The organism is Devosia sp. Root413D1 (genome assembly GCF_001425235.1).
In the GTDB taxonomy this organism is placed as follows: domain Bacteria; phylum Pseudomonadota; class Alphaproteobacteria; order Rhizobiales; family Devosiaceae; genus Devosia_A.
Genome location: NZ_LMEA01000001.1, coordinates 669,304 through 695,019, shown reverse-complemented (window position 1 = coordinate 695,019; position 25,716 = coordinate 669,304). Strand labels below are relative to the sequence as shown.

9 protein-coding genes (1 of these 9 only partly in view) are annotated in these 25,716 nt (G+C 66.1%); 2 read left to right on the top strand and 7 right to left on the bottom strand.

Features of this window, described 5'->3' with window-relative positions; all coding sequences use genetic code 11:
• Nucleotides 1-2: 2 nt before the first annotated feature.
• Together ASC89_RS03335 and ASC89_RS03330 are read left to right on the top strand one after the other, a co-directional pair.
• Nucleotides 3-1,493 (top strand): FGGY-family carbohydrate kinase, encoded by a 1,491-nt coding sequence (locus ASC89_RS03335; RefSeq protein ID WP_055994532.1) that lies wholly within the window; start codon nt 3-5, stop codon nt 1,491-1,493.
• Complete coding sequence (locus tag ASC89_RS03330; protein WP_055994528.1) at nt 1,493-3,097, top strand: GMC family oxidoreductase; 1,605 nt, start codon at nt 1,493-1,495, stop codon at nt 3,095-3,097. The genes ASC89_RS03335 and ASC89_RS03330 overlap by 1 nt, the downstream gene beginning before the upstream one ends.
• Before the next feature lie 28 nt (nt 3,098-3,125).
• Here the strand turns inward: ASC89_RS03330 and ASC89_RS03325 are convergent, their stop codons facing one another.
• From ASC89_RS03325 to ASC89_RS03295, 7 genes are all read right to left on the bottom strand, one after another.
• Nucleotides 3,126-3,941, bottom strand: coding sequence for an efflux RND transporter periplasmic adaptor subunit (locus tag ASC89_RS03325; protein ID WP_082527821.1), 816 nt, complete (start codon nt 3,939-3,941; stop codon nt 3,126-3,128).
• Nucleotides 3,942-3,943: 2 nt separating this feature from the next.
• Complete coding sequence (locus tag ASC89_RS03320; RefSeq protein ID WP_055873829.1) at nt 3,944-5,938, bottom strand: hypothetical protein; 1,995 nt, start codon at nt 5,936-5,938, stop codon at nt 3,944-3,946.
• A complete protein-coding gene (locus tag ASC89_RS03315; protein ID WP_055994525.1) occupies nt 5,931-8,075 on the bottom strand; it encodes a peptidase M50 in 2,145 nt (714 codons plus the stop codon). The genes ASC89_RS03320 and ASC89_RS03315 overlap by 8 nt, the downstream gene beginning before the upstream one ends.
• Nucleotides 8,076-8,082: 7 nt before the next feature.
• Nucleotides 8,083-9,954 (bottom strand): efflux RND transporter periplasmic adaptor subunit, encoded by a 1,872-nt coding sequence (locus ASC89_RS03310; RefSeq protein ID WP_055994522.1) that lies wholly within the window; start codon nt 9,952-9,954, stop codon nt 8,083-8,085.
• A gap of 12 nt (nt 9,955-9,966) precedes the next feature.
• Nucleotides 9,967-10,269: a DUF3467 domain-containing protein gene (locus tag ASC89_RS03305; protein WP_055873839.1), complete on the bottom strand. Its 303-nt coding sequence runs from the start codon at nt 10,267-10,269 to the stop codon at nt 9,967-9,969.
• Nucleotides 10,270-10,367: 98 nt separating this feature from the next.
• Entirely contained in the window at nt 10,368-11,660 is a 1,293-nt protein-coding gene (locus ASC89_RS03300; protein WP_162247895.1) for an outer membrane protein, read from the bottom strand.
• A 152-nt stretch (nt 11,661-11,812) separates the two neighbouring features.
• Nucleotides 11,813-25,716 carry the 3' portion of an LEPR-XLL domain-containing protein gene (locus tag ASC89_RS03295; RefSeq protein ID WP_055994519.1) on the bottom strand. The gene runs 15,637 nt beyond the window's last position, so only the last 13,904 of its 29,541 coding nucleotides appear in the window; its start codon lies off the right edge, out of view; it ends in the stop codon at nt 11,813-11,815.

Sequence of the window (25,716 nt, the reverse complement as noted above, 5' to 3'; positions counted from 1 at the left end):
CCATGACCGACTATCTCCTCGGCCTCGATGCCGGCAACACCGTCATCAAGGCGATCCTGTTCGATACCACCGGACGCGAGCTCGCCGTCGCGGCGCTCGACGGCCAATCGTCGATGCCGGCGCCGGGCCAGGTCGAACGCGACCTCGATGAACTCTGGCGCAACGCCATCACGGTGATCCGGACCTGCATCGAGAAGTCAGGCGTCAATGCCCGGGACATCCGTGCCGTCGGCTGTGCCGGGCACGGCAACGGGCTCTATGCGCTCGATCGCGCCGGCAAGCCGCTGCTCGGCATTCAGTCGCTCGATACCCGGGCGGCGGGTTTGGCCGCCGAGTGGCACGCCAGCGATGTCGGTGACCACGCCCTGGCTATCGCGCGGCAGAAGCCGTGGGGGGCGCAGACCCCGACACTGCTCGCCTGGATCAAGCGGCATCGTCCTGACCTCTATGCCGAGATCGGCACGGTGCTGCTGTGCAAGGATTTCGTCGTCGGCCGGCTGACCGGCGCCCGCGTCACCGACACCACCGATATGAGCGGCTGCGGGCTCTTGGCCATTCCATCGCGCCGTTACTCGGTCGAGCTGTTGGCGGCTTATGGGCTCGAGGACGCCATGCCACTACTGCCCGACGTGCTGGAGAGCAGCGACATCGCGGGCCACGTCACCGAGGACGTTGCGGCCCTCACCGGCCTTGCTGCCGGCACGCCGGTGGTCGCCGGGCTGTTCGACGTGGTGGCGAGCGCCGTGGGGTCGGGGGTGACCGCCACGGGCGCCGCCTCGATCATCGCCGGCACCTGGAGCATCAACCAGGTGATCTGCGATGCGCCGGTCGACGATGACAGGGTGTTCATGCAGTCGAGCTTCGATCGCAGCCGCTGGCTCGCCATCGAATCGAGCGCCACTTCCGCCGCCAACCTCGAATGGATCGTGCACCAGTTCATGCACAACGAAGACAAGCCGTTCGACAGGGCGGGCGAGCTGGTGGCGTCGGTCGACGCGGCGGCCGATGTGCCGATCTATCACCCCTACCTCTATGGCGCGCCGTGGGACGGCAACGCTCGCGCCGGCTTCTATGGCATCGCCGGCTGGCACAGCAAGGCGCACCTGATGCGCGCACTGTTCGAAGGCGTGGCCTTCGGCCATCGCGGCCATGTCGAGGTGCTGCAGCGGGCCGGGATCGGCATCCGCGATGTGACGCTGTCGGGTGGCGGCTCGCGCAGCGCGGTGTGGCCGCAGATGTTCGCCGATATCCTCGAGTTGCCGGTGACGGTGGCGCGCGGACGCGAGACCGGAGCGCTTGGCGCGGCGATCGCGGCGGCGACCGGGGTGGGCCTGTTCCACGACTATGCGGAGGGCGCCCGGGCGATGACTGCGCCGGCGAGGCAGTTTGCGCCCGACCGGGAAAGCGGCTCGCATTATGCCCGCCGTTATGGCCTCTATGAGCAGCTGGCGCGCGCGATGCAGCCGGTCTGGGCGGAAATGGGCCGGCAGTAGTGACTGAGAGTTTTGGGACCTTCGACTATATCATCGTCGGCGCGGGTTCGGCGGGGTGCGTGCTGGCCAACCGGCTGAGCGCCGATCCTCGTAACCGGGTGCTGCTGCTCGAGGCGGGTGGCAGCGACCGCTACCACTGGGTCGATATCCCGATCGGCTACCTCTACACGATGGGCAACCCGCGCACCGACTGGATGATGCGGACCGAGCCGGAGCCTGGGCTCAACGGCCGCTCGCTCAACTATCCGCGCGGCAAGCTGCTGGGCGGCTGCTCATCGATCAACGGCATGATCTATATGCGCGGCCAGGCCGCCGACTATGACGGCTGGCGACAGCTGGGCAATTCCGGCTGGGGCTGGGACGATGTGCTGCCCTACTTCCTGAAATCCGAGGACCACCATGGTGGCAGCTCGGCGCAGCATGGTGGCGGCGGCGAATGGCGGGTGGAGCAGCAGCGGCTGAGCTGGCCGATCCTCGATGCGTTCCAGGCGGCGGCCGAGGAGCTCGGCATCCCGCGGGTCACCGACTTCAATGCCGGCGACAATTTCGGCTCGGGCTATTTCGAGGTGAACCAGCGCGCCGGCGTGCGCTGGAATACGTCGAAGGCCTTCCTGCGACCGGTGCTGAAACGGCCCAATCTTCAGGTGCTGACCGGCGCCGAGACCGAAACCATCCTGCTCAGCGGCAGCAAGGCCACCGGCGTGCGCTTCCGCCACCGCGGGCGGCTGGTCGAGGCGACGGCCGGGCGCGAGGTGATCCTCTCGGCCGGGGCGATCAACTCGCCCAAGCTGCTCGAACTCTCCGGCATCGGCCGGCCCGAGCTGCTGGGGCGGCTCGGCATCGCCGTGCGCCACCAGCTCGATGGGGTGGGCGAGAACCTGCAGGACCACCTGCAGATCCGCACCGTATTCAAGATCAAGCACGCGAGGACGTTGAACGGGCGCTACCACAACCTCGTCAGCCGCGCCGGCATGGGGCTCGAATATGCGCTCAGGCGCTCGGGTCCCCTGTCGATGGCGCCGAGCCAGCTCGGCATCTTCGCCCGCTCGAACCCGCGCCTCGCGACCCCCGACCTCGAGTATCACGTGCAGCCGCTGTCGACCGACCGGCTGGGCGAGCCGCTGCACCGCTTCGAGGCGGTGACGGTGTCGGTCTGCAACCTCCGCCCCGAGAGCCGCGGCACCGTCCACATGGAAAGCCCAGAGCCAGCGGCTGCGGCGAAGATCCGGCCCAACTACCTTGCCACCGAGAATGACCGGCTGGTCGCTGCCAACTCGATCCGGCATGCGCGGACGCTGATGCGGACCCGGGCCGTCGCTCAGTTCGAGCCGGAAGAATTCCTCCCCGGCCCCGGGTTCGAGGACGATGCCGACCTCGCGAGGAAAGCCGGCGACATCGCGACGACGATCTTCCACCCGGTCGGCACCTGCCGGATGGGCGACGACGCCATGGCGGTGGTCGACAGCCAGTTGCGGGTCCGCGGCCTTGCGGGGTTGCGGGTCGTCGATGCCTCGATCATGCCGACGATCGTCTCGGGCAATACCAACTCACCGGTGATCATGATCGCCGAGAAGGCCGCCGACAGCATCCTCGGCCGGAACTGATCAGGGCGACAACGTTGTTGCGCCGGGCTCAGCCGTCCCCAAGATCCAGCCGGCAGCGTTGCCCGCCGGGGATGGTGCTGCCGGGGTTGGGCAGTTCGACGCGGACACCGAAAGTGTTGGATGCCGTGTCGAAGACCGAGTCGACGACGATGATCCGGCCCTTGAGCTTGACCGGTTCCGGACGGTCGATCTCCACCGCGACGTCGGCGCCGAGCTTGGTGCTCGCCCACAATTCGGTGGGCAGATAGGCATCGACCAGCAGCGGATCGGTCTGGACGATGGTGGCGATGATCGAGTCCTGGCGGACGAACTCGCCGACCTGGGTATCGATCGAGGTGACGACGCCAGCGATCGGCGCGTGAATGGTCATCCGATCCAGCATGGCCCGCTGCCGCACCAGCTCCTGCGCGGCCAGTTCGGCCTTGCGCTCTTCCCCGGCGAGATCGAGCCGGGTGATCTCCACTGCCGCCTCGAGCTCATCGATCCGCGAGCGGGTGACCGAGCCGGACTCGAGCAGGGCGCGGGAACGCTCCAGCGTTGCCAGCGCCACGTCGAGCCGCTGACGTTGCGCCGCGATCGCCTCGCCGGCGTCGGCTTCGGTTTCGGCAAGGCGGACATTGGCCTCCTCGACGGAGGATTCGAGCCGCGCTACCGGCTGGCCGGCTTCCACCGGGTCGCCGCGCCGCACCTTCATCTCGGCGAGGAGCCCGGTGACCGGGCTGCCGAGCTTGACCGTCCGCGCCGGGCTCGCCACGCAATCGAAGAGCCCCGTGGTGCTGTCCTGCGCCACGACCGGGGCCGCGAGGGTGAAACCGAGCAACAGGCAGAGAGCGGCGAGCCGCATGCTTATTCTCCACGTCCTGAGAAGGCGAGGGTCTTGGCCTGTTGCGCGTCGCTGCGCAAGAGCGACCGCCGCATGCCGGCATGGGTGCGCTCGAGACGCAGCTGGGCCAGGTTGATGCAGAACGCCGCGCCGCGCGAACCGAGCACCGCCAAAACGCCGCGCGCCATGCCGGCCAGCCACTTGCCGCCGCCATCGACGAGGATCGGATCCTCGACCGACAGGATCGGCTCGAACCGGCCACGTTGCCCCTGGCGGCCGCTGCGCCCGGCCAACTGCCGGTCGATGCGGCGCGCTTCGTGCCGCTCGATCATCACCACATGCAGGCCGCCCAATTCCTCGACGCCGGGGCCGAGCTTGATGTCGGTCCCCCGCCCCGCCATGTTGGTGGCGATGGTGATGGCGCCGCGATTGCCGGCCCCAGCGATGATCTCGGCTTCGGTTGCATCCTGCCGGGCGTTGAGCACCTGATGCGGCAGGCCGGCCTCGCCGAGGCGCTTGCCGGCTTCGATCGAAGAGGCGACCGACCGCGTGCCGATCAGCACCGGGGCGCCGCGCTCATGCAGTTGGCGAACCCGCTCGATGACGGCCTGCCAGTGGCGCTCGGCCGAACCATGGACGCTGGCGGGCACCGTCACCCGCTGGAGCTTGCGGTGGGTGGGGATGGGGACGACGTCGAGACCATAGACCAGCTTCAGTTCGCCGGCGACCTGGCTTGCCGTGCCGGTGAGCCCGCCCAGATACTGGTAGCGGCGGAAGAAGCGCTGGTAGGTCATGCGGGCCAGCGTCCGCCGCGCTGCGCTCGGCTCCAGCCCTTCCTTGATCTCGACCAGCTGGTGCAGACCGTCGCTCCAGCTGCGGTCGGGCATGGCGCGGCCGGTATGCTCGTCGATGATCACCACCTTCTTCTCGCGCACCATGTAGTGGTGGTCGCGATGGAACAGCCGGATGGCCGAGATGGCCTGGCGGATCAGCTCTTCGCGCCGGATCACGCCGCGCCACTGCTCACCGCGCCCCTGGGCGAAATCGGCAATGGTCTCGCGGCCGGAGGGCGTCAGGCCGACGCGATGCTCGAGCGCCACCACCTCGTAATCGCGCCCCTGCTGCAGCAGCTCGGCCAGCCTGAGCGCTTCCTGGGCCGCGGCAAGGTCGAATGGCAGTGGGGCACTTTCCGAGATGATCAACGGGGTGCGCGCTTCGTCGACCAGCACGCTGTCCGCCTCGTCGACAATGGCAGCGACGAGGCCGCGCATCCGGAGCTTCTTCTGCCGGGTGTCTTCGCCTCGCAACGCCTCGAAGCGCAGCCGCGTGTCGCCGTCGTCATCGCCGAGCACCAGCCGGTCGCGCAGCGCGTCGAAGGTCAGTTCCTTGTTGGTGCAGTAGACGATGTCGGAGGCATAGGCGGCCTGCCGCTCGGCCAGCTGCTGGCCGGAAACGACGATCCCGAGCGTAAAGCCGAGCCGGCTGAACAATGGCTGGCCGAGTTCGGCATCGCGCTCAGCGAGATAATCGTTGACGGTGACCACATGCACGGGCCGCCCGGCAAGGGCGGTGAGGGCCGCGGCCATCGCCGCGGTCATGGTCTTGCCCTCGCCGGTGGCCATTTCGGCGATGTGCCCGGCCATCAGCGTCGCCGCCCCGAGGAGCTGCACGTCATAGGCGCGATTGCCGAGGGTGCGTTGCGTCACCTCGCGGATCAGCGCCAGCGCTTCGGCGCGCAGCGGCATCTTCTCGACGCCATGGCGCCGGAGGCGCATCGACACATCGCGGGCCGCCCGGTCGAGGGCCGCGTCATCGAGACCGGCGAACTGCGGCTCCAGCCTGCCGGCCACCCGCACGGCATGCTGCAGCGCCAGCAGGTGGCGGCGCGCGAAGGGCAGGCTGAGGCGCGCGAGCAGCGCATGGGCGTGCTTATCGAGCCCCTTGCGCTCCGGCGGCAGCACCACCGGATAGGGCTTCAGCGCCGGCAGCGCGAAGCTCGAGGCGGGCGCGTCAGGCACCGAACACCCGCAACAGCGTCTGCCGTACGGCACGCTGCAGCCTCTGGTAGACCGGCTCGGCGCCATGGTCGAAGCGCACATAGGCGCGCGCCCCATAGGCGAGGAGCCCCTCGGGGCGCTTGGTCGTCACGTCGATCACGAACAGCCGCTCGAGCGCCACGGGCGTGCCGTCGGCGCTGTGGGTGACGGCGATATCGCCGCCGGCCCGCGCCGCGAGGGCGAGGCTGGGCAGGTCGTTCTGCCCGGTCGGCACTTCGCGGGTGACGCTGCCCGGCAAGGCGGTGCCCGGATCAAAGGAATAGCGCACCTCGACGCCGTCGGTGCGGGCCCGCACCAGATCGACCTCGGATTGCGGAATTACCACCCGGATGATCGGGTCTTCCGAACTCACCACATAGCCCAGCAGTTCGCCCTGGCGGACGTAGCGGCCGACGAGGTTGGGACCAACGGCGATGAACCGCCCGCCGGCCCGGGCGGCAACCAGCAGCGCCGCCTCGCGCGTGTCGAGATCGCGGCGCTGCGCCGCGACGTGGTCGCGTTGCTGCAGCGTCTCGGCTGCCTGCACACGATCGGTGAACTGCAGGGCCTCGTAGCGGAGGCTGAGCTCGGCGAGACGCGCATCGATGACCGCGCGCCGGGCCGCGATGCCGGCATCCTCGAGTTGCAGCAGCGGCGCGCCGGCGGCAACGCTCGCCCCATCGGCGGCCATGAACTCGGTGACGATGCCGGCCGTGCCGGCCCGCACCTCATCCTCGCCCGGCAGCCAGACAACGCCCTGCGCCACCGTTGCATAGGGCAGCGGCAACAGCCCGACCAGGATCACGCACAGCGCCAGCGCCGCGCCGCTCACCGTCAGGGCGCGCCGCCGCTTGTTGTGCAGGGCCGGCGACGAGAACAGGTAGCCCAGCATCTTGGCCGCCGGGATCACGAATGTGGTGGAGAGCGTGAGGATCGCCAGCAGCACGCCGATGAAGAACAGCTGGGTGGCGATGAGCAGCGCAATGCCGAGGCTCAAGACGATGCGGTAGATGAAGGCAAGGATGGCATAAAAGAACAGCCAGACCCGTTCCGAAGGCTCATGCGAGGGGTTCTCGGTCTGGGTCAGCCCGAAGGCATAACGCTGCACCAGGTAGCCGACATAGCGATTGGCCCGGGTGGCGAGATTGGGGATCTCCAGCCAATCCATGAACACGTAATAGCCGTCGAAGCGGAGCAGCGGGTTGCCGTTGAACAACAGCGTCGACACGCCGCCGATCAGCATGACACTGAAGGCGATTTCGCGCGCCAGCCCGGGCTCGGCGCTGGCCCAGAAGATCGCCGCGAGCGCGGCGAGGCCGAACTCGACCATGATGCCGGCGCCGCTGACCACGATACGCTGCCACTTGCTGGCGAAGGCCGTGGCGGCCGTGGCATCGACATAGGGCGCCGGCACCAGGATCAGCAGCATCAGGCCGAATTCGTGCACATGGCCACCGAACACCTTGGCGGCATAGGCGTGCCCGGCTTCGTGCAGCGCCTTCACCACCGGGTAGGCGAGGGCGATCATCGCCAGGTTCCCGGCGCTCATCAGCTGACCGCCGGCGGCGGCCTGCAGCGCGCCCCAGTTGAGCGCGACGACGACGAGGCCTGAAATCACCAGTGCTATCCAGGCGAGGAGGCCGTAGACGGTGAAGATCGGCCGCACCAGCCAGGCCGTGGCTTCGAGGAAGCGGTCCGGATCCCATAGCGGCATGCGCAACGCCAAGGGGTTCTTCAGCCGCGACATGACGTTGCTGCGCGCGGTCTTGGCGGAACGCTCCGCCAGCTCGGTGAAATCCGGCGGCAGTTCGGTCTGCAGCAGGTCGGCGGCGTGCAGCTGCGAGAGCAGCAGGATCATCTCATCCTGGGTCGGTGGGTCGTCGCCGGCCTTCTGGCCCACCATGTCCCAGATCTGTTCCATGCTGCGCCGGCCATCCATCAGCGCCACAGCCAGGTTGGCCGCGGACGACAGCCGATGGAACTTGCCGTTCTGCTGGTCCTCGAGCACGTACCAGATGCGGCGCCGGAAGCGCTGCCGGTGGATGCGCGCCTGGCCGCGCAGCCGCGGCTGCAAGCCACTGACGCGATACCACGAGGAGCTGAACAGCGACTGGGCCATGGCGCGCCTACGGCACCAGCCGCCACCAGACGAGGCCCATCCAGTCGAGGAAGGGCCTGAGCCAGATGGCGATCACCGGCCGGCGATCGATCGCCACCCGGGCCACGCCGGTCATGCCGGGGCGGAGCCGGGAAAGATCGCCCGATATGGTGGCCTCGACCCGGAAGCCGACGCCGCCGGCGTGTTCCAGCGCCACCGGGGTGATCCGATCGATGACGATCGGGATGGGTTCTTCGGGCAGCGAGGCAAACACCGCCTCGCCGGGCTGGCCGACCGTGAGCTCACCGATATCGCGTTCGCCGACGGTCACCACGACGCGATATCCCGAGAGCGGCGAGAGTTCGAACAGCGTTTCGCCGCGCCCGACCGAGGCGCCGATCCGCTGGCTGAGGTCCCCGCGCACCACCAGCCCATCGAACGGCGCGATCAGCCGGGTGCGGGCGATCTGCTCGTCGATCAGGCGGATCTGCGCGTCGGCCTGCTCGATCTGGGTTTTGACGATGTTGATATTGGCCGGCTGCCGTGAGGCCAGCGCCCGGTCATATTCGAACTGATGCTGCTGGCGCTCGGTGACCCAGCGCAGCCGTTCGAGGCTGAGCTCGCGATCCTCGAGGCTGGCGAGTTCCTGCCCGGCCTTGACCAGGTCGCCGGCGCGGGCGGATGCGGTCTGCACGTAGCCATCATAGGCGGAGACCACGGCGCGCCGTTCGGCCGGCTCGAGCTGCGCGTCGGCGACGACATGGAACGTATCGGTCCAGAACGACAGCACCGCCACCACGATGAGCGCTAGGAGCGCCACCACTTTGCGGCCCAGGTGCCCGGGGCCGAGCAGCCTCTGCAGCTGCTGGGTCAGGCTGTCCCAGGCTTTGACCACCAGCCAGCGGTCATTGCGGCGCTTCTCGGTCAGCACCGGGCCGAGGGCGGCCGCCACGACGCTGAGCAGGCGCACCGTCTCCTCGTCGAACGGCTGCTCGACCGGACGCTCGAAGCAGATGGCGCCGGCAAAGCTGTCGACCACCAGCAGCGGCACGGTGAGGATGTTGCCGCCCTTGTGCGCGGCGGCGAGCGCGGCATGCGCCGTGGTGAACACCACATCCTCGGGGGCCGGCGGGTAGCGCAGGATCGACTTCTGGTCGATGGCTTCGTCCATCGCGCCGCTGATCTGCTGCACCAGCTGGATCCGGGTGGAGAAGGTCGAGGTGTGCGAGATGGCGGCGACGTGGGTGCGGCCCCAGCGCACAAAGCCGAGGCTGACGCGCGAGCAGCCGAAGCGCAGCGCCATTTCGGTGACCGCGGCCAGCGCCGCGGTGCGGAAATCGCCCCGATCGACCACGGTGGCGAGCAGCTCGAGCGTAGCGCGCGACCGGTCGCGCTCCCCGCGCAGGTCCGCATCGCCGCCGCGCTGGAAATACTCGCGCAGCCAGGCGATGCTCCATTGCAGCTGGCGCATCTGCCGCGCCGGCGCCTCGGCATCGTCATCATCGACGCTCAGCGCCACCACGGCGACGGCAACGGGCTTGCCGCCGGCCTCCACCGGCTGGGCAATGACCCGGCGCGATCGCGCGCCGCGACCAGCCTGGCGCAATACCGGACGCTGCTCGGTAACCGCCAGGGCGGCGAGGCTTTCGAGATCGGCAATCGCCGCGTTGGCTGGCCACGTCGCCAGTGGCTTCAGACCGCCGGCCGCGATCTCGAACACGGCGCTCGAGCGCACGCCAGCCAGTTGCTGCGCCTGCAGGGCCAGGAAGGCGGCGGCGAAGCCCTGCGGCTCGTCCGAGCCCAGCAGCTGCCGCCAGAGCGCGCCGTCAGAGGAACCGGCAGGCCGCGTGATGATTTCGGCCTCGTCCCGATCCTCCAGCGCCTGGCGTCTGTCGCTCATGACATGTCGTGCTTATTCGACCTCGAGCGTGCCGTAGCGGCGCTCGTGCTCGCGCAGGACATTGGCGAGAATGGTCGAGAGGCGCTTGGCGGCAAGCGGGGTGAGGATGATGCGGTTGGACAGCTCCACCGTGACCTGCCCACCGGACTCGGCGTTCCAGGTGCGGTTGGTGCCGAAGAAGATATCCACCTGCTCGCGGGTGCCCTGCACGTTCACCACGTTGGCGAACTGCGTCTGCATGGCGTCTTCGCGCCACACCACCCCAGCCTTGGCCGCATCAGCCGGAGCTGCCTCAGGGGTCGGCTTCCTTGCCATGTCTCATCCTCCACGCGCAAAGTGCCGGAGGCTAACATCTCGCAACGAAGCCGTCTTGTCCCGGCGATGTCAAAGGGTTACCGGCGGCGTACCGCCGGTCAGAAGTGGTACTTCAGCGTCACCTTGCCGGTCAGCAGGGTGGGCCACAGGTCGACCTGTTCAGGCTGCGAGTTATTGACGACGAGAGGGCTGGTCGCCGCGGTGTAGTTACCCTCGACACCGAGCGTCACCTGGTCGGCGATCGCGGTTTCGACGCCGAGGCCGAGCTGGACTGCCGGCAACAGCGCGCTGCCGCCGCCGTCCAGGGCAAAGAACTCTTCGTTGGCGTGGGTGTTGATACCGGCGATGGCGAGCTTGCCATAGACCAGCGTCGACGGATTGGTCTTGAAGCCCAGGCGCGCGCCGGCGCTGATCACCGTGTCCACTGTTGCGAACTTGGTGGGGGCGTCCACGTCGGGTGAGTTGCCCGCCGCGTCGTCGAACACCAGCGGGGTGTAGTCGAGGTTGGCAGTCGCGCCGATCACCCAGCCATTGCCGATGTCGAAATCGTAGCCAAGGCCGATACCGACGCCGACGCCTTCGCTCCAGAACGGGCCGGTGTCGGCGCCCGGGACCAGGATATCGCGCTCCATGCTGGCGGCGACCGCCAGGGCGGAGACCGAAACGTTCGGGCCGGTGAAGTCGAAATCGATCTGGGTGGGATCCTCGACCATGTGGCCGAGTCCGTCGTCGAAGCGGAACTTTAGGCCGGCGGTGACCGCGAGGTAGCGCGGCAGGAACGACGTATCGTTCGAGACGAGATACTCATCGAACGCGCTGAAGTAGCGCACGTCCACCGTTGCGCTGAGCAGGTCGGTCAGTCGTGTCTCGGCGCCCACGCCGACAACGAGCCCAGATGCGCGTCCTGTTTCATCGTCGAGGCCGGCGAAGGCCGAGAAGCCCGCCGAGCCGAAGCCGAGTACGCCATAGACCTGTGTCCCAGGCGCGACGAGGTAGCCGAGTTTGCCGGTCAGCGAGAGTGTGTCCTGGAAGCGGTACAGATCGGCCCCAAGCGCATCCTCGTAGGGCGAGAATGCTGCGTTGAACAGGTCGTAGCGTAGCTCAATGCCACCGACCAGGTTGGAACCGAGCATGGTGTCCCAACCAAATGCGATGCCCGCCGTCAGACTGGGTTTCGAGAACTGGTAAAGCTCGGGCGGATCGACATCCGGATCGTAATCCACGCCGATGATGGTCGGCCCGAGATGGGCGCCGACATAGAAGCCGGTAGACGAACCCACCACCGGGAGCACCGCGATCGGCGTCTCCTCGATGATCAGGTCGGCGGCAAAGGCCGGCAATGCGGTCGTTGCAAGCAGCGCGCCAAGTAAAGTTCCAGTCAATATCCGCATAGTATCGCCCCCAACACCCGCAATGGCGGCGATCATCGCAGCATGACGCCGGACTCAGCAAGCCCCGATACAGTCATATTCACCTGAACGGGCCGGACCTTGGTCGGCGTGGCACAGCTGCAACACCCCACCCGGAGTTCCCCGGGTGGGGCCTAGTCGTCAAGCGGGATGAAGCCGCCGGTTTCGTCATCGAACACCAGCGCCCCGGACCGCCCCAGCACCGGCGGCAACAGATCGAAATCACCGGTCAGGATGTTGTAGAGCCAGTGATCGAGATCACTCCGCTCGTCCAGATCGTCCTCGTCATTGGCTTCAATAACGATGTTGCTGGTCTTCAGCAGCGTGATCAGATCAGCCGGGAGCGGCCGGGCCGAGTGGTACTTGGCATCGACGGCGCGGGTCGCGAGGTTGATCGGCTCGAACGCCGGCGCCGTGACGCTGGGCACGAAGACGAACGGCTCGCGTACCGGCGGACGGACCTTGGCTTCGATGGTCTTCTGCACGGCGCCGCCGGCCAGCGTGGGCGTGGTGACCGCGGGGGCATTGTTGCCGAACAGCAGGCCGGTGGCCGCCGCCCGGTTCACGTCCTTGGCCAGCCCGTCGAACATCGGCGAGAGCCAGCTGCGTCCGAGGATCGTGCTGTTGGCGCTGGCGTCGACCGTCTGCTTGATCGCGTCCCTGGCTCCGGCGGTCTGCACAACCTTGTCGCGGGAACGGTCGTATCCCAGCGTATTGTTGCCGGCACCGCCGCCAACCGTGTCATAGCCATTGCCGCCCGACACCGTGTCATCGCCAAGACCACCATCGACGGTGTCGTCGCCCTGCAGCCCGAACAGCACGTCATTGCCGGCATCGCCGTAAATCGTGTCGGTGTCGATGTTGTAGATCGACTTGAGGTTGACGTCCGCGACGCCGGTGCGGTGCAGCTTGCCCAGGATCCCCCAATCATAGCTGTAACGCAGGGTGGAGGACTGGCTGGCGCCCGGCTCACCGATCGGCAGCACGCGGATGGCGCTACCGACGCCGGCAGCGCCGGCCCCGTTGACCACCGGCATGACGTAGGAATTGTCACCGATGACGATGTCGTTGCCATCGTTGCCGTTGATGAGGTCGGCGTTGAGCCGGATGTGATCCATCGCCGGCTTCTTGCCCTGGCGCGGGTCGGCCAGGTCGGTCAGCCAGCTGTGGATCGAGCCGTTCGACGACCAATCGGTCTGCTTGCCGCGGCTGAGCGTCGTCTGCACGCCGAAGGCGTTGGCGAGCGCCGTGGCGCTGCCGATATTGCCCATATAGAGGGCGTCGATGGTCTTGAGGAACGAGTCCTGGATCTTGTCGGCGATCGATTTGGCCTGGGTCGCCGTGTAACCCTGGAACACCGAGGGCACTTCGAGCAGGCCGGTATCGCCGATGATCACGTCGTCCTCGGTGCCACCGCGCATCTCATCGTTACCGATGCGCAGCTTGTAGACGGTCTGGTTGCCGTAGAGCCACGCAGCCCCTGAGTTGGCCGAGGCATTGATGGTGTGGTCGACACGCAGGTGCGCATCGAGCGCAGTGGTCAGGGTCTGGTCCTGCGTCTTGAGCGCCGCATCGATCGCCGCCTTGGCCGCCGCCGTATAGGTCTTGGTCGGGGTCGGGCGGGTCAGCATGATCGACGGGATGGTGGTGACGCCGTGGTCGCCGACCAGCATGTCGATGCCGGCGCCACCATCGATGAGGTCGTTGCCGATCTCGAGCGTGTGGGTGGCCGGGCGGAGCACCGCGTTCCTGGCGTTGTAGTTGCCCTGGATACCGTTTTTGGTCACGTAATCGGCGATCACCTTGGTGCCTGCGGCATGCACCACATAGGACAGGTCGGCGAACGCCCGCTGCAGGCGGAACACCTGGGCGTTCATGGCGAGCACCGCCGCCTGGTCATTGGCGCCATCGAGCACCAGCATGCGGGCCGGCACCACCACGGTGCCGCTATCGCCGAACACCGTGTCGTTGCCGCCGTCGCCGTAGATCTCGTCCTTGCCGATGGTGACCACGGTGTGGGTGCCGCCGACATTGGCGTTCTCGGCGAAGGCGAGCGAGGAGAGGTTGGTCAACAGGTTCTGCATCGTCACCGACAGACCCGCGAGGTTCTCGTCGATGGTTGCAAAGCCGGTGCCCTGGTCGGCACGGATGCGCCCATCGTCGCCGAAGATCGTATCGGCGCCGTCGCCGCCATGGATGATGTCATCACCATAGATGTCGGACGCGCCGGTGGCGTCGCCCTGCACCGCGGCAAGGATCGAGAAGGCTGCGTTGCCGGAGCCCACCTTGAGCTTGTTGCGGCCCGCCATGTCGCCGGCAAAGCCGTCGGCATAGGGGTAGACGTCGAGCTGCGGCTGGTACGGCGTAAGCTCGCTCGGCAGCAGGTTCACCGCCGGGACGACCACTTCGCCGAACAGCGGCAGCGCCAGGCCGAGCGCGGCGTCGGCCGCGATCACCCGGTAGGCGTTGACGATGCCCGGCAGGTCGGTGGCGAAGGCGGCGTTGTTGCTGGCGCGATCGCCGAAGATGACGTCGTTGCCGGCATCACCGTTGAGCGTATCGTTGCCGCGCTGGCCGAACAGGATGTCGTCGCCGTCATTGCCGTTGATGGTGTCATTATAGGCCGGCTCGAGCGATACCCCGATGGCGACCGTCTGCCAGGCGCCGTTGGTGGTGACATCGACCCCGTCGGCGGTGCGCCCGCCGACCAGCAGGGCGTCGTAGCCCAGCAGATTGCCAGCCGTCGTCGCATCGATGCCGGCGAGGTTCGAGCGCAGCTCGAACAGCCCGGCGACAACAGCCACTTCCTCGAGCACGACATCGCGATGCCAGGTGCCGTTGGAGTTGAGCACGGCCGAACCGTCGGCGTTGAGGGCCCGCAGGATCTGCCCCTCGTCACCGAGGATCAGGTCATCGTCGGCACCGCCCTGGATGGTGTCGGCGCCAAGGCCGCCAACGATCTCGTCGACCCCGGCATCGCCATAGATGGTGTCGTTGCCACGCTGGCCGTTGATGCGGTCCTCCCCGTCACCGCCATACAGCGTGTCGTTGCCACCGATCTTGTCGGCATGGTCGAACAGCACGAACTCGCGCATCAGTGCCGCCGTCCGGTTGGCGATGGGCGGGTTGAGCTTGAAGGTGTAGTCCTTCCACGTGCCGCCGGTCGCCAGATTGGTGATCGTCCGCCCGATGACGCCGTTGTCGCCGAGGATGACGTCTTCGCCCGCCCCGCCGAGGATCGTGTCGTTGCCGTCGCTGCCGGCGGTTGCAACGCCGCCTTCGATCTTACCGACCACGTTGTGGCCGCCAACAAGGTCATCATCGCCGTCGCCACCCTCGATGGTGTCGTCGCCCTGCTGGCCGAGGACGATGTCGTTACCGGCTTCGGCCCAAATCTTGTCCGCGCCACCGCCATCGGCAGCACCGGAGTAGATGGAAATCACCAGCTGGTTGGCCGGGTTGGTGATGTCGAACAGCGCGTGATCACCGAACACCCGGTCGTCGCCGTCGCCCGACTTGATCGTATCGGCGTCCGCGCCGCCGATGACGATATCGTTCGACGCCCCGGTGTCGATTATGTCCTTACCACCGGCGGTGGGCGCGATGGAGAAGGCACGCACCAGCGTCAACTCGCCTGCGAGTAATCCACTGCCAACCTGGCCGAACTCGACATAGGCGTTGTCACCGAAGACGATATCATTGCCGCCCTTGGTAGTGATGGTGTCGCCGTTGGCGCCGCCGATCGACAGGTGGTCGCCATCACCGGTTTCGATGGTGTCGGCACCGCCGGTTTCGGGGTTAATGACATAGGCGGTGGTCACGGTCCCGTTCACGAACTTGGCATAGCCGTTATCGCCGAAGAGGACCGAGCCGAGCAGGTCGGACTGACTTGTGCCGACCTTGAGCTCATCGTCGTCGGCACCTCCGAAGACGACGTTGTTGCCCGACCCGGCAACGATTATGTCCTTGCCGCCGACGTCGGGCGCAATCGAGTATGCCTCTGTCACCACCCCACCGGTGAACTCGGCATGGCCGCTGTCGCCGAACAGCGTGCTGTCGCCATTGCGGTTTTCGATGTTGTCGTCGTCGGCCCCGCCGAAGATCACCGCATCGCCGTCGCGGGCGCGGATCATATCCTTGCCGCCGACGCCAGGCGCGATCGAGTACGCGACCGTCACCACACCATCGACGAACTCGGCATGGCCACCGTCGCCGAACAAGGTGCTGTTGCCGTCGACGATGGCGATATTATCGTCCGCCGCACCGCCGAAAATCACCGCATCGCCGTTGCCGGCGCGGATCTTGTCGTTGCCGCCCAATTCGGGCTGCAGCGAGAAAGCCATCGTCGCCTTGTTGTTGAGGAACTTGGCGTAGCCACTGTCACCGAAGACGACGCTGTTGCCGTCCTTGACGTCGATGTCGTCGCCAGCGCCGCCACCGATCACGGTGTTGAAGCCGTTGCCGACCTTGATGATGTCGACACCGTCGTATTCGGGGATGACGTTGTGTTCGTCTTCGTCGTCGAAGGTGTTCTCGCTGACCAGCGCCACCAGCTTGCCGCCCTCGAAATTGGCGACCCCGTTGTCGCCGACGACAACGCTGTTGCCGTCGCCGGCGGTGATCGTATCGGCGCCAGAGCCGCCGATGAGGATGTGGTTGCCGTTGACGATGGTGATGGTGTCGTTGCCGAAGTGCTCGTGCGCGATGGTCTGCACCACCTGCGGCTCGCCCTGGAACAGGGCCGAGCTTGAGAACAGCGCGAGGCCGTTGTCGCCGAGAATGACGCTGGTGCCGTCGCCCGCGTCAATGGTGTCGTCGTCCATCCCGCCCATGACGATATTCTTGCCGGCTCCGGCCTTGATGATGTCCCTGCCACCCTTGCTGGTCGAGGTGGTCTCGACGCGCAGCGCCACACCCGCGACGAAGAAGGCCGCCCCGTTGTCACCAAGGATCACGTCCGCTTCATCACCAGAGGTGATGGTATCGCCGGCAGCACCCCCGATGACGATATTGCGGCCGGCGCTGGTGGTGATCCTGTCAGCCCCACCGTGGTCGACCGCTGTCGAGACGATGGACTTCACCTGTGCCGCTGCATCGAAGACGATCCAGCCATTGTCGCCGAGGACAACGTCGCCGGCCTTGCCCGGATCGCCCGTGCCGGTACCCGGATCGACCTTGATGATGTCGCCAGCGGAGCCGCCGACCACGACGTTGCGGAGGTTTCCGACCACTGCCGCGCCGATATAGGTGGTGATGGTGTCGACGCCGCCCTTGTCGGTGTCCGTGCTCTCGATCTCGGTCACAACCTGGTTGGCAAACTTGGCCACGCCGTTGTCGCCGAACAGGATGTCCGTGCCGCCGAGGCCGGTGACGATGTCGTCGCCCGACCCGCCCAGGACAATGTTCTTGCCTGCCTTGGCGTCGATGGTGTCGTTGCCGCCGTAGTCGGCGTTGGTGCTGCGCACCTGCACGACATCATGGTGGCTCATCATGTTGAGCGTGCCTTCGACCAACTCAGCCGTCGTGCCGTCGATCAGACCGGCCTGGTCGATCAGGCCGTGGTCGCCCAGGATGACGTCGTCATTGTCGCCGCCGGTGATGGTGTCGTCGCCCGCGGCGGTTGCACTGGCATCAATGATGACGGTGCGCTTGAGGTAATCCACGTCAAAGGCGCTGTCGCCAATGATCCAGTTCTTGCCCGTCCCGCCGGTGATTTTGTCATCGCCGGTGCCGCCGGCGATGAAGCTGGTATCGTTGCCGCCCTTGAGCGTGTCGATGCCGGCTCCGCCATCGACCACCACGATGCCGTTGGCGTTGGTGGCGTCGATGAAATCGTCACCATACTGGGTGAAGGCATAGGCGGTGCCGTCCGGATCTCCCGGCAAGGCGCCGTAGCGCTCGCCATTGGCCGAGGTATCGCCGAACAATACCAGCGGGCCAGTGCTGTCGTGGACGATCAGGGTGTCGGACTTGCCGCCGCCATGAATGACGGTGAGCGTATCGGCGTGCGTGCTATCGACGTGGAACGTGTCCATGCCATTGCCGAGCAGCACTTCGACGACATGCACGTTGCCGTAGGTGATGCCGCGCGCGAAGGTATCGGTCGTGCCATCGCCCTTGTCGACAACGAGGTCGGCCGCCGGCATGTTGAGACCAGTGATCGTATTGGCGGTGAGCCGCCCGGTCTGGTTGGCCTGGACGGTGTCGGCGAACACCACCAGCTGGTCGACGTCAGGCACGTCGTCCACGGTAATATTGCGAACCACCGCGTCGTTGACTTCGCCCGGCAGCGCCACAGCGCGGGTGATCGACCGCGGGGTCGGGCCGACCCCACCTTCGATGAAGAGCGGACCCTGGATAGCCACGAGGTCATGCGGCTGCGGCGTGAACGTCTTGTGGTCTTCCGTGCTGTCGGCCCCGAGCGGATCGTAGACCAGATCGACCGTGACCGGCTGGTCCCAGTTGCCGGCGTCAAAGTCGACGTAGTAATCCTCGGTGTCGGAGTCATAGTTCACACGGCCGCCGGCCACGAGCTGCGGCTTCGCCTTGCCGGTGACCTCGATAATGACCCGCACCGTTGCGTTCGGCGGCGTGGTGAGCACCATCTGGTAGCTGTCGGTCTGGCCGAGCTCCGAAACCGAGGTCGAGCCATCGGTCTCGATGATCTCGACGCCGGCGGTATTGCTGTCGACGACGTCGACACGGACTCGGGCCACATCCACGTCGGCATAGACGCCGCCGTCGCTGGTCACAGTGTGGACAATGTCGGCAAGGTAGCGGTTGGCGATGCCGTCATTGGTCACCGTCACCTTGACCGTCTGCGCGTCGTCCCAGGCGACAATGCCTGCGGACGAGTTGGCGACGAGGCCGAACTTCAGCGTCGTGGCCGAGAGCGTGAGCCCGGCAGGCGCGGACAGTGTAACCGTCACCACCTCGCCGAGTGCCGGCGGCTTGCTAAGCTTGACCTTGTAGCTGTCGCCGTCCGCGTTGCCCTCGAACACCTGAGTGTTGCCGTGGAGCTCTGTGATCAGCAGGTCGGCGCGATCGTCGTCCTGCACCCGGACGGTGACGTTCGGAATGTCGAAGTCGATGTAGTTTGGATCGGTGCTGATCACCGAGTGCGAGATCACCACTGTGCTCTCGCCCTCTTCGGCGCCATCAGATTCGGCTTTGACGTAGATGGTCGCCGTCGGCGTCGCGTCGCCTGCGATGAACTCGACCGTCACGGATTCCGAGAAATTCACGTTGTCGAGCGAAACCAGGACCGTCTTGCCCGGGCCGCCGGGTCGCGCCGCGACCATCGCTGAAGCCTGCGCCGCCGAGATGGTGACGAAAACCGACGCCACAGGCGTGTTCGGCAAGGTCAATGTATAACTGTCGAACGCCGCGGTCCCGCCGTCTTCAAGGACGTTGAGCCCGTCCCCGGTGGCGAGCGCCACCGTGTTGGTGGTGGAGCCAGTCGCCGAGAAATCGAGGCCACGCACGAACAACCCGTTGTAGCGCGGGTCGGCACTGGTGACCGTATGGCTGATCGCACCCAGGTCGCCGTCATTGTCAGCGACCACCGTCTCGGTGACGTCGCCTGCGACGTTGAACGTATCCGACCCAAGGCCACCGATGAGCGTGGTGACGACATCGGCCGGGGTGGACAGCACGTAGAACGTGTCGTCGCCCTCGAGGCCATCGACTTCCATCGCCTCGGCGTTGGCGTAGCGGACCGTGAGGCCGGCGCCATAAACGCCGTCTTTGGTGATGACGAAGTTGTCGGCGAGCTCAGTGCCGAGCACGACGATCTTGTCGAAGCCGGCGCCGCCGTCGATATCGACCGGGGCGTTGACGTTGTACTGGATGATGTCGTTACCGGTGCCGCCGTTGAGCTTGACGTTGGCGCTGCCTGACAGCGCGAAGGCCCGGATGACGAACTCGTCGTTGCCGTCCTCGCCTTCGAGGCGGAGATCTGCCTTGTTGGAATAGACCACGAACTGATCGTCGCCGACGCCGCCGTAGAGCACTGCCGGCAGCGTGATGCCGTTCGAGAGGTGGGCGCCGAAACTGATCGGCGCCGTCTCGAAACGATCCTCGACCGATTCGATCGCCGCCGCGTCGCGCGGTGTGGCGAACAGCTGGCCGACCTGGAAGCGGTCGTTGCCGACGCCGCCGTCGACAGTCATGACCGCCGAATTGTCGTCGAAGTAGAACTCGTCGTCGCCGTCATTGCCGTTGACGATGACGCGGCCATTGATGTCGGCGGTGTAGTTGATCCGCTCGAAGGCATCGGCGTAGGTGTCGACGCCGGTGCGATGCATATTGGCGATCATGTTCCTGCGCATCAGGAACACATCGGCCGCAGCCGTGCCCTCGACGCGCAGCACATCGCCGGCATCGAGCTTGCTGCCGGTATCGACCACGTTGATGACGTAGTCCGAGGTCGTGCCCCGAACGTTGACGACCGTGAGGTCGCTGCCGTTCTGGCCGTCGATGGTCAGCTCGTCGCGCAGTTCGCGGCCCGTGCCGTCCTTGCCGAAGACGCCGTCGGCATCGACAACGCCCTGGTAGGTGGTCATCGACGGTAGCTGGTCGACGGTAACCGTGTCGTTGCCGGCGCCGCCGAAAACGAAGGTGTTGCCGTTGAGCGCCTCGAGGTCGAACAGGACGGAATCGTCCTGGGCACCGCCGGTGATGGTGATGGTCGGAGCGGTGAAACTGCCCTTGAGCGTGGCGACGCCACCGGCTGCGTCAGGATCGGCGACGCCGTCCTGATAGTCGACCTTGATGACGATCTGCGTCGCCGCCTTGATCACCGCGGCCGACTTGTTCAGCAACGGGTCCGCCGACACGAAGGCACCCTCGACCAGCAGGTTATCGCCCGCCAGCAATCGGACTTCGTTCGCGGTGGACTGGATCGTCACCCCGGCCTTGACCGTGATGTCGTCGGGCAGCGCGTCTTCGCCGCCATTGGCCTCGTTGTCGTCCTCGGCCCAGGCCTGGAACACGCCTGCGGCAATGGAGGATTCCGCGATGATGATCGGACTGGACGCCTTGATGAAGACCGCGCCGTTGGCGGCATTGACGCCGCTATTGTTGGCATTGACGTCACCGACGGTCAGCGCGCCGAGATTGGCGACGTAGGTGCTGCCGTTGAGCGCCTTGCCCTCGAGATTGCCGACCTCGGTAACGATCGACTTGCTGGCGCTGCCGATGCTCTGGTTGGCGGACATGAAGGTGCGGCGCGAGACGATGTTGCGCTTGTCCGTCGCGGTGTCGGAGCGGGCATTGAGAATGCTGCCGGTCATCGCCACGAGGAAGGCGAGCGGCTTGGTATCCCCGAGGTCCGCGGTGGGCGTCCCGACCTGGTCGAGGTTGAGGTCGCCGGTGGTCTCGGCGAGGTAGATGCTCTCGAGATCGGTGAAGGCGCGGACTTTGCCGGCAGCCTGATTCGAGCTGTCGATTTCGAGCTCGTTGCCGGCCTGGCCGATGGCGATCCGAGCCGACAGGCTCACCGAATTACCGATGATGTCGGCGCCGAGCTGGGTGCCCTGCGGGTTGTACTCGGCATCGAGGATCGAGCCGAGCTCGGCGCCGAGATACACGTTGCCGGCGGTGGAGGTGATCTTGCGCACGTTGAAGTTGCGCTCGACCGCATTGAGCGAGATGTCGCCCGCTGCGGTGGCGATCACCGTGCCGGTGGTGTCTGCATTGGTGGCGACGCCGCTATAGGCGCCGGTCACCACGATCTCGACGGCGTCGGTGGCGGTGCCGATGCTGCCGCCGGCGGTGAGCGAGATATGGTTGGCTCGGATCTTCTCGCCGTCCGTACCGAGCGCATCGAGGATCGAGCCGAGCGTGGTGGAGAGGTAGACATCGCCCGAACGCGAGTAGATCGCTTCGACATACATGTTGGAGGTCGGCGCGGTGATGCGCACGTCCTCGGTGGCACGGGCGATGAGGCTGCCGCCCGCCGACATCTCGACGGTCACGGCATTGCTCTCGCCAATGCCGCCATCGCCGGCTTCGAGCACGATATCGAGGGCCTTGAAGTTCACTCCGCTGCCGCTCAGTGCGTTGACGATCGAGGCACTGGATTTCAGCCGGATCGTGCCGGCGGCGCCGGCCTCGATCTTGTCGACCTTCACCTGCTGCTCGGAGCCCAGGTAGATCGAGCCGCCGGCCCTGGCGTTGATCACGCCATCGATCGCCACATCGACGTCATCACGCTGCGCGACGATGACATGGGTGATGACGCCACTGGCCGCCGCGAGCGGATCGAGCACCGCGTTGGCGATGGCAACGGTCCGGCTGGCCTCGACGCCAAGCTGTGGCTTGGCTTCCGCGACCCCAGCAGCGGCTTTGCCCACCAGGGTGATCGTCGCGCCGTCGATCGCCGCGATCCTGTAGTAGCCGCCCTTGGTGGTGGCGTTGGTGGTCTCGCCGCCAACATAGATGTAGTCGTTGACGCTGTAGCCGGTCCACGAGCCCGAAAGGCGCGTGATCGTGCCCTTGCCGAGTGCGTTGTTGCCGAAGCTGACAGCAAGACCCTGCTCGACCTTTTTGGCGAACACGATGTCCTGCCGCTCGGCCGAAGCGATGGCGACGCGCTCATCCTCGGTCAGCGAGGCCGGCGTGGCGCCCAGAGTGATCACCAGCGCGTCGGCGACCTTGCCGATATTCTTGTTGGCGTCGATGGTCAGGTTGCCGGCAGTATCGACATTGTTGGCCTCGATCACCGTTTCGGTGTCGGTGACCGGCTTGAAGATGCCCGAGCCAAAGGCGAACAGCAGTTCGTCCTCGGTCCAGACTTTCACGCCGGCGGTCAGGTCGGCCTTCACCGTGCCAACGGCGAACAGGTACTTGTAGTTCGGCCCGGTCTTGTCCCAGGTCTGCGACGTTTCCCCGAGCCTGCCGAACATCTTGTGCAGGTCGTGGTAGTCGTTGGTCTGCCGGAGTTGTTCCGCGCTGACGCCGGTCGCGATGAACGCGGTGACATAGGCGTCGAGGGCCGCATCCTCCAGCGGAGTGGCAAGGTTGGCATTCTTGAACAGCGCTTCGGTCCGCAGCTGGTTCTGCAGGGCGGTCAGCGCGGCACCGGTGATGGTGATCGACCCGGCGGTGTTGGGCTGCGCCGTCCGGTAGGCCCAATACTGCTGATAGGCCGCGTCGATATCGGTGCGCTGGGTATCGCCATAGCCTTCGTAGACGGCCTTGAGCGCCAGATACTGCTGGGTGCGCGACGCCTCGAGGGTGGCGATCTGGCTGGCTGCGTCCGTCGGATTGGGGTAGAGGCCCTGGAAATAGGCGACCTCGAGCGCGGTCAGCTTGACGGAGGTGCCGTTGAACTGACCCTTCATCTGCCAATAGGCCTGGTACTCCTGCCGCTTCCAGCTCTCATAGCCGGTGAGCGTGTCCGAGATTTTCTCGTTGACGCCGGTGCCTACGGTGAGCTGCAGATCCTTCCACATGCCGGCGAGCAGTTGCTCGCGGCTGCGCAGGTCTTTCTGCACGGTGAAATCGGCGTCGGTCAGCGAGCCGGCATCCACCTTGATGTAGACGTTGCCTTGGGTCTCGGCGGCGATCAGGCGAAGGTCGCCGGCGGTCTCGCGCACCGCGACGTCGCCCACCGCCTTGATGGTGACGCGGTGTTCGGCGAGCGCTCCGGAGTTGATCTGCAGCGGCCGCGCCGCACCGTTGCCGATGCCGCCGACGGCGCCATCCGGCAGGCCCTGGTCCTGCGAGACATAGCGGTCGGCAATCAGGTCGATCGAATTGCCGGTGACGAGGCCGTTGGCAAACACCCCGGCCGCGGTTTCGGCGGCGACGATACCCGCCTGCGCCACCAGCACGACGTCGCCCTGCGACGCGGTCACCGAGACCACCGACATGTCGCCCGAGATTTCGTTGAGGTAGACGCCGCCGGTCCGCGACGTGGCGGTCAGCTGGGCAAAGGTGTCGGTCTTGAAATAGCCCGGGGGATACTTGTCCACCAGGTCGATGTTGATCGGCTTTATGTTGGTGAGCGTGCCGCCGGTTTCCCCGACATTGGCCATGTTGTCGGCGCCGATATCGTTCTTGGCGTCGAGCTCGATGCGCACGCCCTGCACCACGGATTGTGCGTGCGAGGTGTCGATGCTGCCCTCGGAGGTGATCTTGGTGAGGCCGGTCTCGTTGAGGATGCCGCCTTCGATGATCACATTGCCGGTGCCGTTCGAGTCGATCTCGACCCGCGCCTCTTCATAACCGGTGAAGCGGATGGTGACCGGACGGTCGGCTTCGATGGTGTGCCGGCCGTTGGTCTGGTCGGTCGACAGGATATCTTCCTGCTTTCGGTAGTCCTTGGTGCCGTACCAGTGGCTGATCGTCGGCAGGTCCTTGTAGAACCGCTGTTCGTCCAGGTTGAATTCGTCGGACTCATAGGTGTGGACGGCGTCCGCATCGGTGGCGCTCGCGGCGTCGACGGTGTCACGGTAGAAGAAGATCGAGTTGTCGATCAGCGAGGGGCCCTCGATGACGGTGATGACCGACGGCAACGCGTCGAAAGCATCGGGGGAGAACGCATCGATGCCCAGCCACTTCGAGGTGGTGTAGACGCTGGTGTCCTTGGTCTCGACGACCTTGCCGACCGTCCAGCCGAAGCGCCAGCCTTCCTGCGGCTTGTAGGTGAAAGTCTCGCGATAGGGTCCATCCACACCCGCCACATGGTTGGTGGTGGCCACGCTGGCGGCGATCTCTTCATACGCGCGCTTGCCGGGAGCAGTGGCGCTGGAGCCCGGAGTGGTCTCCAGCTTGAACTGGCTCTCGCGGACCGTGACGGTGCCGTCGTCGTTCACCTGATACCAGGTCTGCTTGTAGCCGTCGGCATTGGTCGCCTTGGCCTTGTCGTTAAGCCGGATGGTACCGGCGCCACGATCGCGCACGTCGAGCTGCCTGATCACCACGTCATAATTGGTGTCGTTGACCACCTTGACGTGGACGTAGCCGCCCAGCGCCTCGATGATGCCGTTGCCGGTATTGAGCAGGTTGCCGGTGATGGTGATCGAGCCGCCAGGAACGCGGAATTCCTCGATGACGATCTTCTTGGTCTCGACGTCCCAGTAGGCGTTGAACGCGCCGGTGCTGGCGCTCTTCAGCAGCACCTGCTTGGTGGTCGGCTTGCCTTTCTCGATCAGGGCGATCTCGTTGATCGTCGCCTGGTTGAGGTTGAGGACATAATCCTCCTTGCCGCTGGTGATCACCCCGTTGAGGTCGATGAACTCGGCGGTGATCGACACCCGGTTGGCGGTGATGCCCGGCTTGGGCGGCTGCGCCACGAGGTTGGTGCCGGCGGCCGGCGAGGTAATGTCACCGACGCCACCATCGGTGGAGATGGCCTTCCAGTCCTCGTAGGGGTTGCCGCCCGAGTGGTAGACGCTGCCCGGCGGCAGGTCGATCAGCACATAGCCCTGGGTCCTGAGGTCGACGGAATTGGCGTCGATCTCGGCATTGATGGTGATGTCGCCCGAGCCGATCGAGTTGTCGATGATCACATCGCTGGTGATCGCGTCGATGGCGCCCGACACGGTAATCCCCGGCCAGGGCTGGTCGGTGCTGCTGCGCTGCCAGCTGTTCTTGATCAGAATGCTGGCATCGGTGCGGATGCCGGGCGTGAGCGTGATGTCGAAATTGGCGTCGCCGGCGACCCAAGTGTGGTCGAAGCCGGTGTCGTCCTTGTTGTTCTTGGTCGCGACGTTGCTGGCGTTGGCCGTGTCGATCTTGCCGTTGGCCACGGCTTCGCTGGTCGAGGCCGAGATCTCGTTCTGCAGGCCGTTGAGGAACACGCCGCCATTGTTCTCGGGGATGGTGATCCCCTTGATGTCGAGGAAGGCCTGGGTCTTGTTCTCGATGCTGACCGACACGTCGCCGGGCGCATCGAGCGTACCATCGCCCTGCAGGACATCGGCCATGACGTGAATCCGGCCGGCCGAAGCGAAGATCGGGTCGACGACAATCGTCAGCACTTCGCGAAGCACCGGGATGACGACCTGCTGGTTGGTGACCGGGTCGATCG